Below are 14,154 nucleotides of genomic sequence, written 5' to 3'. Positions count from 1 at the left end.
GTCAGTTCTCCTCGCAGATGTCTGTGCGTCAAACAACGACCACCATCTTGCCGTTTGCTTCGTTCGCTTCCATCACGCGATGCGCTTCGCGGATCTCGTCGAACGCGAACACACGCGACGGCTTTGCATCGAGCCGTCCGGCGGCGACGTCAGCGGCAATCTGTTGCAGCGGCACGTCGGACAGCGGAAACCCCGGCGTGCCGAACACGAAGCTGCCGAAGAACGTCAGATAGACGCCGCTCGACATCTGCAGCAGCGGGTTGAAGTCCGCGATGGGCGCGAGGCCGCCCAGCCAGCCAGCAAGGCACGCGCGGCCGCCGCGGCGCAGCATCGCGAGCGAATCGAGAATCACGCTGTTGCCCACGAGATCCAGCACGGCATCGATCTGCTTCGCTTCGGCGATGCGCTTCGACAGGTCCGGGCCTTCCAGTTCGACGCGCGACGCACCGAGCGCTTCGAGCATCGCCACGCGTGCCGGGCTGCGCGTGGTGGCGATGACTTTGGCGCCCGCATTGACGGCCAGCTTGACGGCGGCCTGACCGAACGACGACGTTGCGCCGCGAATCACAAGCGTTTCGCCTTGCTTGATGTCGAGGTTGCGGAACAGGCAGGTCCACGCGGTCGCGTAAGTTTCGGGAATCGCCGCGAGTTCCGCCCACGGCACGTCGGCTTCGATCAGCGCGACGTTCGAAACGGGTGCTCGCGTGTACTCGGCGTAGCTGCCGTTGATCGTGCGCCCGAGGCCGCCCATCAACGCCGCAACCTTCGCGCCGACGGGGAATTCGCCGCCGGGACACGACTTCACGATGCCCACGCATTCGATGCCGCTCACCTTCGCCGCTTCGGCCCATTCGCCGCGACGCATGTGCATCTCGGCATGGTTGATGCCGAACGCCTTGATCTCGATGACGACATGACCTTCGAGCGGTTCTGGCTCCGGCAACTCCGTGTAGACGAGGCTGTCGAGGCCGCCGAACTTTTCGAGCACGATGGCGCGCATGAGTGTTCTCCTGAATAGATGGCGCGTCGGGACGACGCAGTGTTGTCGGCGCAGTCGCGCCGAATCAGCGGATCAGAAAGCCGGCGATGGCGGCGGCAATGTCGGCCGCATGGGTTTCGAGCGCGAAGTGCCCTGTGTCGAAGAAGCGCACGTCGGCGTGCGGCAAGTCGCGCCGGAACGCCTCGGCGCCCGCGGGCAGGAAGAACGGATCATGCTTGCCCCAGACGGCGAGAAACGGCGGCTGATGCGTGCGGAAGTACTGCTGGAACGCCGGGTACAACGCGACGTTGCTTTGATAATCGCCGAACAGATCCAGCTGGATGTCATGCGCGCCCGGACGGTTCATGTAGTAGTCGTCGAGCGAATAGCCGTCGGGCGATACCAGCGTCGTGTCGCGCACGCCATGCGTGTATTGCCAGATCGTCGTTTCCTTCGTGAGCAGCGCGCGCAGCGCGTCGCGGTTCGCCTGCGACGGCTCCCGCCAGTAAGCCTGAATCGGATTCCAGCCGTCGCTGAGCCCTTCCACATACGCATTGCCGTTCTGCGACACGATGCCCGTGATGCGCTCCGGATGCTTCAGCGCGAGGCGAAAGCCCGTCGGCGCGCCGTAGTCGAAGACATACACGGCATAGCGGTCGACGCCGATCGCTTCCGTGAAGCGGTCGATCACATTCGCCAGATTGTCGAACGTGTACGCGAAGGTGTCGCGGGCCGGCAGATCGGATTGGCCGAAGCCCGGCAGGTCCGGCGCGACGAGGTGAAAGCGGTCCGCCAGCAGCGGGATCAGGTCGCGAAACATATGGCTGGAACTCGGAAAGCCGTGCAGCAGCAATAGCTTCGGCGCGCCGGCGCGGCCCGCTTCCCGATAAAACACGTTGAAACCGTCAACGTCGGCGTGGCGATGGGCAATCGTGGACATGGCGTTCTCTCCGCAAATGAGGTTGCTTCAACTTAAGGAGCGCGGCATGGGCCGCACGTTACTCGCTGCTTCGCACCTTGACTCGGAAACCGTGTCGTCGTCTTGGTAACCGTTCAAAGCATGTTGAATAGGTTACGAACTGTGAGTGTAACTTGTCAAGAGGTTTTTTAGCGGTTACGATCTGCATATCGACATTCTCATTCGTCAGAGCAAATGGACTACCATCAGATCCCCGCCATGTTTCTCGCCGACGCGCCGGGCCTCGATTTCCTGAACTCGATTGCGACGCCCGTCGACGTGCCCGTCGACTGGATCGGCGATGGCGAAGGTTTGCTCGCGTGGCTGGAGCAGGCGGGCATGGTGCCGCCGGAAGCCATCGCGTCGATTCGCGCGCGCGCCACGCCCGCCGAACTGGACGAAGTGGCGGAGAAGGCGCGCAGTCTGCGCGAATGGTTTCGCGGCTACGTGCAAAAGAGGAAAGGGCGTGCGCTCGCGGCGAAGGACGCGCGCGAGCTGGAACCGCTGAACCAGCTGCTCGCGCGCGACGAACAGCATGGAGAGATCGTCGCGAATACGCATGACGAAGCGATGGCGTTTTCATTTCGGCTTCAGCGGCGCTGGCCGTCGGCGGAATCGCTGCTGATGCCGATTGCCGAGGCGCTGGCGCGCGTCGTGTGCGAAGAGGATTTCACGCACGTGAAGGCGTGCGAAGGGCCGGCGTGCACGCTGCTATTCGCCGATCACACGCGGGGTCACGCGCGCCGCTGGTGCAGCATGGCCGTGTGCGGGAATCGCGCCAAGGTGGCCGCGCATCGCGCGCGCCAGAAAGAAGCGAAGCACGGCTGACGCGGACCGGGGAACACTTCACATCGTTGGGAAGGAGGCGGCATGAATCACATCAAGGCGATTGCATTCGATCTTTACGGCACGCTGTTCGACGTTCACTCCGTCGCGAGCAAATGCGACGTGGCGTTTCCCGGACGCGGTCAGGAGATCAGCAATGTGTGGCGTCAGAAGCAGCTCGAATACACGTGGCTGCGCAGCCTGATGAACCGCTACATTCCGTTCGAACACGTGACGGAAGAAGCGTTGCAATATGCAACCCGGCACCTCGGGCTGGCGCTGGACGAGCGCGCGGTCCGTCCGCTATCGGATGCGTATTTGCGGCTGCAGCCGTTTCCGGAAGTGCCCGAGGCGCTGCGCGCGCTGCGCGGCCATGGGCTGAAGCTGGCGATCCTGTCGAACGGCTCGCCGCATTCGATCGATGCCGTGGTCGGCAATGCGGGCCTCAGGGACAGCTTCGACCATCTGCTGAGCGTGGACCCGGTGCGCGTGTACAAGCCGGACAATCGCGCCTACGAACTCGCAGAGCACGCGTTCGGATGCAATCGCAGGGAAATACTGTTCGTGTCGTCGAACGCGTGGGACGCGACGGGCGCGCGCTACTTCGGTTTTCCCACCGCGTGGATCAATCGCGGCGGCAAGGTGTTCGAAGAAATGGGCCAGCGGCCCGACTGGGAAACGAACGGCCTCGACGACGTGGCGAAGCTGTTCGCTTGAGCGTTGCGCATCATTGCTTGCCCGATGCAAGCTGCTGGTTCCGGTCGGTCAGGAAGCGCAGCAGCCCGTCGATGCCGCTTTGCTGGATCGTTTCGCCGAACTGCTGCCGATAGGTCTGCACGAGCCACGCGCCCATCACGTTGAGGTCGTACACGCGCCAGCCTTGCGGCGTCTTGTGCAGGCGGTAGTCGATTTCGACGGGCTGCGCATTGGTGGACGCGATCGTGCGCACCACGGCGTCCGTATCGGTCGGCGCAATGCGCATCGGCGGGTATTCGATCTGCTGGTCGGGGCGCAGCTGCGCGAGCGCGCCCGAATACAAGTGGACCAGCAGCATCTTGAACTGCTGCACGAGCTCCTGTTGCTGCGCCGGCGTCGCCGTGCGCCAGTAACGGGCGAGCGCGAGCTGCGTCGTATGCTCGAAGTCGATATACGGCAGGATGTCGCGATTCACGATGTTCATGATGCGCGGAATGTCCTGCGGGTCGATTGCGCGCGAGTGGACTTCGTCGAGCACTTTCTGCGTCACCGTCTTGACGAGCAGCTGCGGATCGGAGCTGTCGACGGCTTGCGCGGATGCCGCCGTGCTGAAGGCAAACAGCGAACAGAACAACGCGGCAACGAAGAAAAGCGATCTCATGTTGGGAAAATTCATGATGCGAATCCGTGAATAAAACCTGTGGGAAACCGCTGTGGACAGACTGCGGTGGAGACAGTTCAGGCACGCATGGCCTTTCGGCAGCGACAGACATTGTAGGGGCGCCGCCCGGTTTTGGCAGATGAGGTGACAGCGCCTTCGAGCGGGAAATGCGGCTCACGCAGCGGGGTTCGTCAGAAGCAGGCACGACGCTTTGGCGTCGGTTCGATTCCGTTTGCCCTGCACGCAGCCGCGCGTTGCGTCTAGATGGCAGCCGCCGCGCGCAATGCCTGGGCGTCCGACGGACTGAAGCCGAGTTCCTGCAAGATGGCTTCTGTGTGCGCGCCGAGGGCCGGCACGGGGTCCATGCGCGGCAGGTCGGCGGCCGTCATGCCGGGTGGAACCAGCGCGGGAATCGTGCCCAACAACCGTATCGACCCGCGTCCACCGTTCGCGGGCTTGCAGTTGTTCGTGGTTCCATACGTCGTGCCTATTCTTGATGACGCGCGCGCCGAGATCGGTGCGTTGCCGCGTGCAGAACGGCGCGGCGATGGCATGTTCGAATGTGACGACCTTGATGCCTTGAAGCGGACGCGTGATCGGACTCACTGTCATGAAGGACGCGGGAAAAAGCGCTGGCAGCGCGTCAGAACGAGCGCGGCAGACCCAGCATATGCTCGGCGACATACGCGAGGATCAGGTTCGTCGAGATCGGCGCGACCTGATAGAGACGCGTTTCGCGGAATTTGCGCTCGACGTCGTACTCGGCCGCGAAGCCGTAGCCGCCATGAAACTGCAGACAGGCATTGGCGGCTTCCCATGATGCGTCGGCGGCGAGCAGCTTCGCCATGTTGGCCTGGGCGCCGCACGGCTCGTGCGCGTCGAAGCGGCGCGCGGCCTCGAAGCGCATCAGGTTGGCCGCTTCGACATTGACGTACGCGCGCGCAATCGGAAACTGCACGCCCTGGTTCTGGCCGATGGGACGGCCGAACACGACGCGGTCTTTCGCGTATTGCGACACCTTGTCGATGAACCAGTAGCCGTCGCCGATGCATTCGGCGGCGATCAGCGTACGCTCCGCATTCAGGCCGTCGAGAATGTATCGAAAGCCCATGCCTTCCTCGCCGATCAGATTGCTGGCGGGAATCTCGAGGTTGTCGAAGAAGAGTTCGTTGGTCTCGTGGTTCACCATGTTCGCGATTGGCCGGACCGTCATGCCTCGGCCGATCGCTTCGCGCAGATCGACGATGAAAACCGACATGCCTTCGCTTTTTTTTCTTCACGTCGGCAAGCGGCGTGGTGCGTGCGAGCAGGATCATCAGATCGGAATGCTGGACGCGCGAGATCCACACCTTCTGGCCGTTGACGACATAGCGGTCGCCTTTGCGCACGGCCGTGGTCTTGAGCTTTGTCGTGTCGGTGCCCGTGGTCGGCTCGGTCACGCCCATCGATTGCAGGCGCAGTTCGCCGCTTGCGATCTTCGGCAGATAGAACTGCTTCTGCTGTTCCGAACCATGGCGCAGCAGCGTGCCCATGTTGTACATCTGCCCGTGACAGGCGCCCGAATTGCCGCCGCAGCGGTTGATCTCTTCCATGATGACGGACGCCTCCGTCAGGCCGAGCCCCGAGCCGCCGTATTGCTGCGGAATCAGCGCCGCGAGCCAGCCCGCTTTCGTGAGCGCCGCGACGAACGCTTCGGGATAGCCGCGTTCTTCGTCGATCTTGCGAAAGTACGCGGACGGAAACTGCCCGCACAGATCGCGAATGGCTTCGCGGATGTCCTGAAACGAATCGGCAGCGGTATCTGTCATGGTGAGCGTCTTTCGTGGACAGGGGCGCAGTCACGCGAGCATCGCGTGGGCGCTCATGGTCAGCCAGCCTTCGTGATCCTTCGACCACAGTTCGACCGTCCTGCCGTCCGCCGACGGTCGGCCGCACAGATGCATCACATTGCCCGCGAAGCTCGGACGCATCGCCTTGTAGCTGAAATCGAGCACGGTGGCGGCGGGGCGCTGGCGACGCAGCAGGTCCATCAGCAGCGTGGCGATCAACGGTCCATGCACGACGAGGTTCGGATAGCCTTCCGTCTGCGTCGCATACGGTTTGTCGTAGTGGATGCGGTGCGCGTTGAAGGTCAGCGCCGAGTAACGGAACATCAGCACTTCATCGGGGACGATGTCGCGGTGCCACTGCGCGTGGTCGGGCGCGGTCACCGGCGACGCAGCGGGCGATCCGGGCGCGGCTGGCTCGCGGTACACGATGTCGTGTTCTTCGTCGATTGCGAGCATGCCTTCGCACCAGATTTTATGGTTCACCGTGACGAAACCGAGCCTGCCCGTACGGCCTTGCTTTTCGGCGATGTCGACAATGGTCGATTCACGCGTGATCGCGCTGCCGACGCTCAGCGGCGCGAGAAAACGCAAACGTCCGCCCGCCCACATGCGACGCGGCAAGCCGAGGTCGGGCAGAAAGCCGCCTTTTTTCGGGTGCCCGTCATGGGCGATCTGCGATTGCGGGACGGTGGGGCGGAAGAAGATCCAGTGCCACAGATGAGGCAGCGGCTCGCCGGGAAGCGGGGGCCTGTCGTAGTCGAGCGTGGCGCTCATCGCCGCCACGGCAGCCGGCTCGACGGTATCGGCGGCGCGCTGCGTGTGCGCATCGTTTGCGGCAGACGGGTCGTTCATGTCGGTCTCCGTTGGTGGCGTCGGGCCAGCGGGTTTGTGGGCGCTACGGCGCGTGGCAACAGTGTCACGCGCTCGACGCGAAGGCCACGCGCCGCAGCACATTCATCGGCCCAATGCGTTCGACGAGTTCCCGATGCGCGGCGTCACGCACGAACAGCGAACCCGCAAATCCCAGCGCGTTCACGGAGATGCCTTCGACGCACTCCGCCAATCTCGGAACGACCAGCATCCAGCGGCGCGTAACCAGCAGGTTGTACGGCATCGCCTGACACGCCTGGCCATCTCGCTCGATCGCGCCCACGCCCGCCGCTTCGAGCAAGGCGCAGTAGCACGACAGCGCCGTCTTCGCGGTCTCGTCAGGCGCTGTTTCGTCGAATGCGATGCGCGCGAATGCGTGTCGAAACGGCAGGCGCGGCAGGTTCCACACGGCGCCCACGGAGCCTTCGATGACGGCATCGGCGAATAGCGATTCGATCGGCACAGCCGGCCCATCGTCGCCGAGCGGCAGCGGCACGATCTGCAGATGCTTGTGCGGCTGGCTCGCGCCCGCATCCGTGCCGCCGTTATAAAACCCGATCCCGTCGAACTCCGCGATGCAGCGCATCAGCGCGTCGAAGTCGGCGAGATCGAGCAGCGTCTCCTGACGCTCGAACGCACGCGTGACGATCAGCAGGTGATGGTCGATGACGCTGAACTTGTTCAGCAACGCCAGATGCGTGTCGGAAATGTCGGCGACGAACAGGTCGGGTTCATAAGGAAGAAACGGATTCGCGGCCGGCTGGTGCTCGCGCTGCACGCGCGCCGCCTGCCGCCGCTCAAGCTCCTTGCGCGTGAGGCTCGACACCTGCCGCACGACAAAGCGCACATCGTCGCATTCGATCACTGTCTGCACGGTATCGATCGGTTTGAGCGCGCCGCATTGCAGCGCGTGTTCCGTTCGCTCGACGATGGCGGGCCACAGCGTACCCGGCACGAGGTGAAGAGATTTCATGGCGTGTTGATGACTGGCATGGATGGCGCGACGCGCACGAATGCCCATGATGCTGCAACCTGGGTGCGTTGCGCAGGCTCGGAAACATCGCGATACAAATCGTGCCGGATGCAGCCGCGCGGCTATGGGACAATTCGCAGCATGAAAACGACCCGAATTTCACTCATCGCGGTGCTGTGTGTCGCGTTCAGTCCGCTGGCGCACGCGAGCCTGTCGAGCGGCGCGCACCAGTTCAAGAACGACGTCAAAACGGCGGGCCGGGACACCGGGCACGCCGTTCGCTACGCGGTACATGCCGTCGGACACGGCGCGAAATCGGCGGGTCACGCCGTAGCCGATACGACGAAGCACGGTTACCACGCGACGAAAAAGTTCGTGACGGGACACGGCTAGGCACCTTTACGCCGCAGCCGGGCGCCTAAAATTAACTATCAAACGTGCCGGGCTGAAGTCGCGCTTTCGCACGCCGCCTGAGCTCACGCATCTGTCGCGACTGCCCGCCAGTTCATGGAGGGTCTATGAGACGCCTGTATTTCCTTGCTCCCGACGCACCCACCGCGAAGGCGATCGTCGACGACCTGCTGCGCGCGCGTATTACATGGCGGCATATCCATGTGCTCGCCAATCACAGCGTGACGCTCGAATCCTTGCCGGAAGCATCCTTGCTGCAAAGCAGCGACGTGGTGCACGCGCTCGAGCGCGGCGTCGCGCTAGGCGGCGCGACGGGCGCGCTGCTCGGCCTCGTCGCGCTGGTGTTTCCGCCCGCCGAGCTGGCAATCGCGGGCGGTGCCGTCGTCATGCTGACATTGGCGGGCGCCGGTTTCGGCGCATGGACAGCTTCGATGATCGGCGTCAACGAGTCCAATTCGCGGCTCGAGCGCTTTCGCGAAGCGATCCGCGCTGGTCAACTGCTGATCATGGCCGACGTGCCCGGCTCGCGCGAGCACGAGATCGAACAGATGGTCGCGCAGCACGTTCCACGGGCCGATCTGGAAGGCGCCGAACCGACTACGCCGATCTTTCCCTGAGCGTCGTTCGGGCGTCGTCTGAACGGACGGCGATTCGACAACACAGCCCAAATCGCCGACAATCGGGAGCCTTGCAGGCGGGGCGGCTCGATCCGCTTCGTCGTGACGTTGCGTTGCGCCGCCGCACGAAAAGCGCCGACATTCCTGCCTGCCGCGCAATCCATCCCTGCGAATCCACGCTTTCGCACCCGACCCGCTGGTATATCGATGAGAAAGAATCTGGACGGCCTCGCCGTTTCGAGCATGGTGCTGCTGTGCCTGATCTGGGGGCTGCAACAGGTTGCAATGAAGTCGATCGCGGCGGATGTCGCGCCGCTACTGCAGGTGTCGTTGCGCTCGGGCGTCGCGGCCGTGCTGGTCTGGCTGGTCAGCAAGCTGATCGTGCGCGACCGGTGGCTCAAGGGCGTCGCGCGCGGCGCGGGGCCGCTCGTCGGCGTGCTGTTTGCCGCGGAATTCCTGTTCGTCGCCGAAGGCCTGCGATGGACGACGGCGTCGCACATGGCCGTGTTCCTGTACACCGCACCGATGTTCGCCGCAGTCGGCCTGCAATTGGCGCTGCCCGCCGAACGCATGACACGCGTGCAATGGGCGGGCATTGCAATCGCGTTCGTCGGGATCGTGGTGACGTTCGCGGGACCGGGCACGCCGGCAGGCGCGGGATCATCGTCACCGAACTGGATGTTCGGCGACCTGCTGGGCATCTGCGGAGGGGCCGCGTGGGGGCTGACGACAGTCGCCGTGCGCGCAACGCGCCTGAGCGAAGCGCCCGCCACGCAGACGCTGTTTCATCAGCTCGCGTGGGCCTTCGTGATCTTGCTGCCGTTCGCGCTGATTTCCGGGCAGACGGCTTTTCACGGCACGACGATGGTGTGGGCGAGCCTCGGCTTTCAGGCGATCATCGTCTGCTTCGGCAGCTATATGGCGTGGTTCTGGCTGCTGCGGCTCTACCTTGCATCGCGGCTGGGCGTGCTGTCGTTCATGTCGCCGCTGTTCGGCGTCGCGATGGGCGCGCTGCTGCTGCACGAGCGGCTCGATCCGAACTTCCTCGCGGGCGCCGCGCTCGTGCTGGCAGGGATGCTGGTCGTCAACGGGCGCGACTGGCTGAAGGTCGTGTTCGCGCGGCAGCGGCGCGACGGAAAGATCGGTCAGGTATGAACCAGCAGGCGCCAACCTCGCGCGCCCATTGCTGCCGGCCCGCAAGGCTCGCAAGTTCGATCACGACGACCCCGCCACGCGGGCATAGTCGGATGAGGGCGCTGTCAGCGCGTCGGCCAGGCCGAGTTCGTTGCGCAGCATCGGCACGAATGTATCGCGGGTCGCGTCGTAATCGTAACGGGTGACGACGGCCTTGCGCCCGTCCGGCTCGCCCGCTTCGTAGCGGATCAGATTCACCGAGTTCGAAATCCGCGCGCGCATGCGCGTCGACACGGCCGTGCCTGCCTGCACGGCCCATACCGGCCGCGCGATGTCCATGCGGCTCGCGAGCGGCAGCACGTAGGGCAGGTGAATATGCCCGCCCACGATCAGATCGATGCCCGCCTGCGCCCATCGGCGGATCGCGGCCTGGCGGCCATGCAGCAGGTTGCGGGTGTCCTCCGGCGTCACGGACGCCACGGGATGATGCATGGCCACCACGCGCAGTTGCGCGGGCGACGCGCGCAGCACGTCGCGCGACGTGCTCGATCTGCGTGGCCGACACTTCGCCGTCCGTGTGCCGCGACACGCGCGCGGTGTTCAGGCCGATCACGAGCAGATCGCGCGACTCGAACACGGGTTCGAGGTCCGCGCCGAACGCGCGCCGGTGATTCGCGTAGGGACGCAGCACGCGCGCAAACACATTGAAGAGAGGAATATCGTGATTGCCGGGCACGGCCAGCACGGGCATGGCGCCCAGCCGGTCGACGAACGCGCGCGCGGCCGCAAACTGCGTGCGTCGCGCGCGCTGCGTGATGTCGCCGGACAGCACGGCGAGGTCGGGCTTTTCTTCGGCGGCGAGCCGCAGCAGGGCCTCGACGACGGCGGGCCGCTCGGTGCCGAAATGCGGATCGGAAATCTGGAGCAGCAGCGTCATGTGCGGTTCAGGGCGGCGACATCGGCCTCGGGTTTCAGCAGATAAAGCGGCGTTTCGCCGACGCGGAATTCGAGCGGCATAGGCATCTTCATGACTTCGCCGTCCATCGCGATTTTGACACGCCTGCGCCGCTTCGACGGATGCGTGACCGTGAAGCGGCGAAAGCCGAAACCGGTCACGTTGTCCGCATCGCTCATTCTGCTGATCGCGCCGCGCAGCGACAGCACGATCTGCGCAAGCCGGCCTATCGCGCGCGGCGCCAATGCGACCAGCAAACCTTGCGCCAGCAACGGCGCCTCGGCCGCGCCGACCTGTTCGAGCTGAAGCCGGTTATTGGCGACGAACAGCGTCGACGTGCGGATTTCCTGCATCGTGCCTTCGTGATCGACATGCAGGCGCAGATGCCGGTGCCTTCTCATCAGCATCGCGATGGCCGAGCACAGCGCGACGATCCGGCTGCGTCCGAACTGGCGCTTATAGATTTCGCGATGCTCGAGCATCTTCGGATACAGGCCGAGGCTCGCGTTGACGAGAAACATGCGGTCGTTGACATAACCGACCTGCACGGGATGCGCGCGCGCCGTCAGCAGCAGCGCAATGGCTTGCTCGGTGTCGGCGGGAATGCCGTGGTCGCGGCTGAAATAATTGAACGTGCCGCACGGCAGCACGCCGAACGTGCAACCGCTGCCGATCGCGGCCTGCGCGACGGCGCACAGCGTGCCGTCGCCGCCCGCTCCGACGACGGCGCCGCCGCGCGCGACAGCGAGTTCGACGGCACGCTGCGCCGTGGCGGCGAGTTGCGACGGATCATCGACGAGCAGCAGTTCATACGTGCGGTTCGCTCTGCCGAACGCGTGCTTCAGCAGGTCAGCCGTGATCTCGCCGCGCTTGCGGCCCGATCCGGCGTTCATGACGATCACAAAGGGCGCGTGCGGGTCCACCTGCCGGGCTTCGCCGTGCAGAAGCTCAACGGATGGACGGGCGGCGTAGGTCATGGCGTCAGCGGTCCGGACACGAGATAGATGCGCTTTCGGTCGCGCGCCCGACGGCCGCGCACGTGTACTGCAGCGGAAGTATTCGCTGTCCAGCCACATCTGCGCAAGGTCCCGGTAGTGCGGGCTGTCGGGGTTGCGCGATTCATTGTGCGATTAGCCGGGCAGATTCACCGGGCACATTATCCGGGCACATTATCCGGGCACTTAGCCGGGCAGATTCACCGCGCGACGTCCACGATAACGCGAAACGACAGCCCGTTGATCTGCGGGAAATTGCTTGTGCGATCGCGTGGCATGCCTGCTTGCGGCCGCAACCTTTCGCGCTGGCAGTACGCGGGTACATCGCGCACACAGTGCCCGTGAGATTACCGTGACCGGTCGCCATTGCGGCACATCGGTGCACATCGGCGTGCGCGCGACCGCTCGATTGCAGGCGTTCACGACAGCCCCTAACATCGCATTCGGACCAGCCGGCCGCCTGGCGATGCGGCACGTCTGACGCAAGCGCCGACGCGAATCCGGCCGCGCTGGGGTGACTGTTCTTCGACTGGAGCAATTCCGATGCGAAAGATGAGAGCGGTACAGGTGAGCGGACCCGGCGGGTCGCTGGAACTGGTCGAGCGCGATGTACCGGCGCCAGGCCCAGGCCAGGTGCTGATCAAGGTGCAGGCGTGCGGTATCTGCCACAGCGACTCGCTGACCAAGGACGGACTGTGGCCCGGCCTGACCTTTCCGCGCGTGCCGGGGCATGAGGTGGCGGGCGTAATCGATACCGTGGGTGCGGGCGTCGAAGGCTGGAAGGCGGGCGAGCGCGTAGGCGTGGGCTGGCATGGCGGTCACTGCGGGCACTGCGCGAATTGCCGGCGCGGCTATTTCGTCGTGTGCGAGAAAGGGCAGGTGCCGGGCATCAGCTACGACGGCGGTTACGCCGACTTTCTCGTCGCGCCCGTCGAAGCGCTCGCGCGCATGCCCGAAGACCTGAACGACGTGGACGCGGCGCCGCTGCTCTGCGCAGGCATCACCACGTTCAACGCGCTGCGCAACAGCGGCGCGCGGGCGGGCGATACCGTCGCGATTCTCGGCATCGGCGGGCTCGGGCATCTCGGCGTGCAGTTCGCGCGGCGCATGGGCTTTCGCACGGTCGCGATTGCGCGCGGCGAGGACAAGGCGCCGCTCGCAAAGCAGCTCGGCGCGCATCACTACATCGACAGCCGCACGCAGAATCCCGCCGATGCGCTCAAGGCGTTGGGCGGCGCGAAAATCATCCTCGCCACGGTAACCAACGCCGACGCGATGACGGCCACGCTCGGCGGCCTGGGACTCAACGGCAAGCTGATCATCCTCGGCGTCGCCGACAAGCCGATCGAAGTGCCGCCCGTGCAGTTCATCATGGGGCGCAACGCGGTGCAGGGATGGCCGTCGGGGACATCGGCGGATTCGGAGGACACGCTCGCGTTCAGCGCGCTCGCCGACGTCAAGCCGATGATCGAAACCTTCCCGCTCGAACGCGCCGCCGAAGCGTACGAGCGCATGATGAGCGGCGCCGCGCGGTTTCGGGTGGTGCTGACGATGCATTAATGGCTCAGGGATGGGCCGTCCGTCGTGCAGCAGCGCGATGGCGGCCTTGTTTTCCCAGGTCATTCTTCCCGGCGTTTGTTTCCGGCGCTTTTTCGCGATTTGCCGTTTGATTTCCGGGCTTGCGGCACGTGCGGTGCGCGTCGCGCTGTCCATCGACACCTCCCCCAGGCGGTTTCGCTCCCGGCAACGTGTAAACTGCTGCCTTTTCGAAAATTCTGGTGGTATGGTTCAAGCCCCTCAGCGCACCGTGGTCAGTGGTCCGACCCTCGTTCGCCTGCTTGCGCGCCTGACGGCCGCCGATGCTCCCGCTTCCAGCCAGTCGCTGTCGGATCAGTTGAGCCAGTGGCTCGGCTGGACGGACGCCATTGCGCTGTCGACGGCGCTCAACGGCACGCCGCCCGCCGTCGCCAGACTAGCCATGATAGCCGCTTCGAGCGTTGACGCGCGGCGCGCACGCACGAGCGCGGCCGGCGCGTCGCTGGCGAGCACCTTCTCGGCGTGCATCAGCGAGATGCGATCGCAGCGCTCTGCTTCGTTCATGAAGTGCGTCGAGATGAAGATCGTCACGCGGTCGCGGCGGGCCAGATCGAGCCATCAGCTGCCAGAAGCTGTCGCGCGCAATCGGGTCCACGCCCGAGGTCGGTTCGTCGAGAATCAGCAGTTCCGGCTTGTGCACCATCGCCACCGCGAG

At 64.8% G+C, this 14,154-nt stretch carries 14 protein-coding genes and 3 pseudogenes; 7 read left to right on the top strand and 10 right to left on the bottom strand.

Annotation, left to right across the window (positions count from 1 at the left end):
- Positions 1–28 precede the first annotated feature (28 nt).
- Together H3V53_RS04705 and H3V53_RS04700 are read right to left on the bottom strand one after the other, a co-directional pair.
- On the bottom strand, positions 29–1,000 hold the full coding sequence (locus tag H3V53_RS04705) for a zinc-binding alcohol dehydrogenase family protein (protein WP_336596947.1): 972 nt from the start codon (positions 998–1,000) through the stop codon (positions 29–31).
- A gap of 64 nt (positions 1,001–1,064) precedes the next feature.
- Entirely contained in the window at positions 1,065–1,919 is an 855-nt protein-coding gene (locus H3V53_RS04700; RefSeq protein ID WP_336596946.1) for an alpha/beta fold hydrolase, read from the bottom strand.
- A 213-nt stretch (positions 1,920–2,132) separates the two neighbouring features.
- Here H3V53_RS04700 and H3V53_RS04695 point away from each other — a divergent pair, with 213 nt between their 5' ends.
- Both H3V53_RS04695 and H3V53_RS04690 read left to right on the top strand, forming a co-directional pair.
- A complete protein-coding gene (locus H3V53_RS04695) occupies positions 2,133–2,765 on the top strand; it encodes a CGNR zinc finger domain-containing protein (RefSeq protein WP_336596945.1) in 633 nt (210 codons plus the stop codon).
- A gap of 42 nt (positions 2,766–2,807) precedes the next feature.
- Positions 2,808–3,479 (top strand): haloacid dehalogenase type II, encoded by a 672-nt coding sequence (locus H3V53_RS04690; protein ID WP_336596944.1) that lies wholly within the window; start codon positions 2,808–2,810, stop codon positions 3,477–3,479.
- Between the two features lie 10 nt (positions 3,480–3,489).
- On the opposite strand, the gene H3V53_RS04685 is transcribed toward H3V53_RS04690, so the two are convergent.
- From H3V53_RS04685 to H3V53_RS04665, 6 genes and pseudogenes are all read right to left on the bottom strand, one after another.
- The gene (locus H3V53_RS04685; protein ID WP_054923104.1) at positions 3,490–4,119 is read right to left on the bottom strand and encodes an ABC transporter substrate-binding protein; all 630 of its coding nucleotides are present in this window, start codon (positions 4,117–4,119) and stop codon (positions 3,490–3,492) included.
- A gap of 260 nt (positions 4,120–4,379) precedes the next feature.
- Entirely contained in the window at positions 4,380–4,541 is a 162-nt protein-coding gene (locus H3V53_RS04680) for a hypothetical protein (RefSeq protein WP_419539421.1), read from the bottom strand.
- A gap of 70 nt (positions 4,542–4,611) precedes the next feature.
- Positions 4,612–4,731: pseudogene (locus tag H3V53_RS43575) on the bottom strand (CoA transferase); the annotation flags it as partial.
- A gap of 31 nt (positions 4,732–4,762) precedes the next feature.
- Positions 4,763–5,927: pseudogene (locus H3V53_RS04675) on the bottom strand (acyl-CoA dehydrogenase family protein).
- Between the two features lie 30 nt (positions 5,928–5,957).
- Positions 5,958–6,800 (bottom strand): HTD2 family dehydratase, encoded by an 843-nt coding sequence (locus H3V53_RS04670; protein WP_336596943.1) that lies wholly within the window; start codon positions 6,798–6,800, stop codon positions 5,958–5,960.
- Positions 6,801–6,864: 64 nt separating this feature from the next.
- Complete coding sequence (locus H3V53_RS04665) at positions 6,865–7,791, bottom strand: ATP adenylyltransferase family protein (protein ID WP_336596942.1); 927 nt, start codon at positions 7,789–7,791, stop codon at positions 6,865–6,867.
- Between the two features lie 141 nt (positions 7,792–7,932).
- Here H3V53_RS04665 and H3V53_RS04660 point away from each other — a divergent pair, with 141 nt between their 5' ends.
- The 3 genes from H3V53_RS04660 (at position 7,933) to H3V53_RS04650 (ending at position 9,974) form a co-directional block, all read left to right on the top strand.
- Positions 7,933–8,184: a hypothetical protein gene (locus tag H3V53_RS04660; protein WP_054923105.1), complete on the top strand. Its 252-nt coding sequence runs from the start codon at positions 7,933–7,935 to the stop codon at positions 8,182–8,184.
- Positions 8,185–8,309: 125 nt separating this feature from the next.
- Positions 8,310–8,819, top strand: coding sequence for a DUF1269 domain-containing protein (locus H3V53_RS04655; protein WP_336596941.1), 510 nt, complete (start codon positions 8,310–8,312; stop codon positions 8,817–8,819).
- A gap of 207 nt (positions 8,820–9,026) precedes the next feature.
- The gene (locus H3V53_RS04650; RefSeq protein ID WP_336596940.1) at positions 9,027–9,974 is read left to right on the top strand and encodes a DMT family transporter; all 948 of its coding nucleotides are present in this window, start codon (positions 9,027–9,029) and stop codon (positions 9,972–9,974) included.
- A 60-nt stretch (positions 9,975–10,034) separates the two neighbouring features.
- On the opposite strand, the pseudogene H3V53_RS04645 reads toward H3V53_RS04650, so the two are convergent.
- Both H3V53_RS04645 and H3V53_RS04640 read right to left on the bottom strand, forming a co-directional pair.
- A pseudogene (locus tag H3V53_RS04645) lies at positions 10,035–10,890 on the bottom strand (metallophosphoesterase family protein).
- Positions 10,887–11,885: a diacylglycerol/lipid kinase family protein gene (locus H3V53_RS04640; RefSeq protein ID WP_336596939.1), complete on the bottom strand. Its 999-nt coding sequence runs from the start codon at positions 11,883–11,885 to the stop codon at positions 10,887–10,889. The pseudogene H3V53_RS04645 and the gene H3V53_RS04640 overlap by 4 nt, the downstream one beginning before the upstream one ends.
- A gap of 561 nt (positions 11,886–12,446) precedes the next feature.
- Here H3V53_RS04640 and H3V53_RS04635 point away from each other — a divergent pair.
- Together H3V53_RS04635 and H3V53_RS04630 are read left to right on the top strand one after the other, a co-directional pair.
- Positions 12,447–13,463 carry an alcohol dehydrogenase gene (locus H3V53_RS04635; RefSeq protein ID WP_336596938.1) on the top strand — a complete coding sequence of 339 codons (1,017 nt, stop codon included), beginning with the start codon at positions 12,447–12,449 and terminating at the stop codon, positions 13,461–13,463.
- Between the two features lie 223 nt (positions 13,464–13,686).
- Positions 13,687–14,154 (top strand): DUF3348 family protein (locus tag H3V53_RS04630; protein WP_336597074.1); only part of this gene is annotated, 468 nt, incomplete at its 3' end.

The organism is Paraburkholderia bengalensis (assembly GCF_037126505.1).
Lineage (GTDB): Bacteria > Pseudomonadota > Gammaproteobacteria > Burkholderiales > Burkholderiaceae > Paraburkholderia > Paraburkholderia bengalensis.
This window is presented reverse-complemented; position numbering and strand designations above follow the sequence as displayed.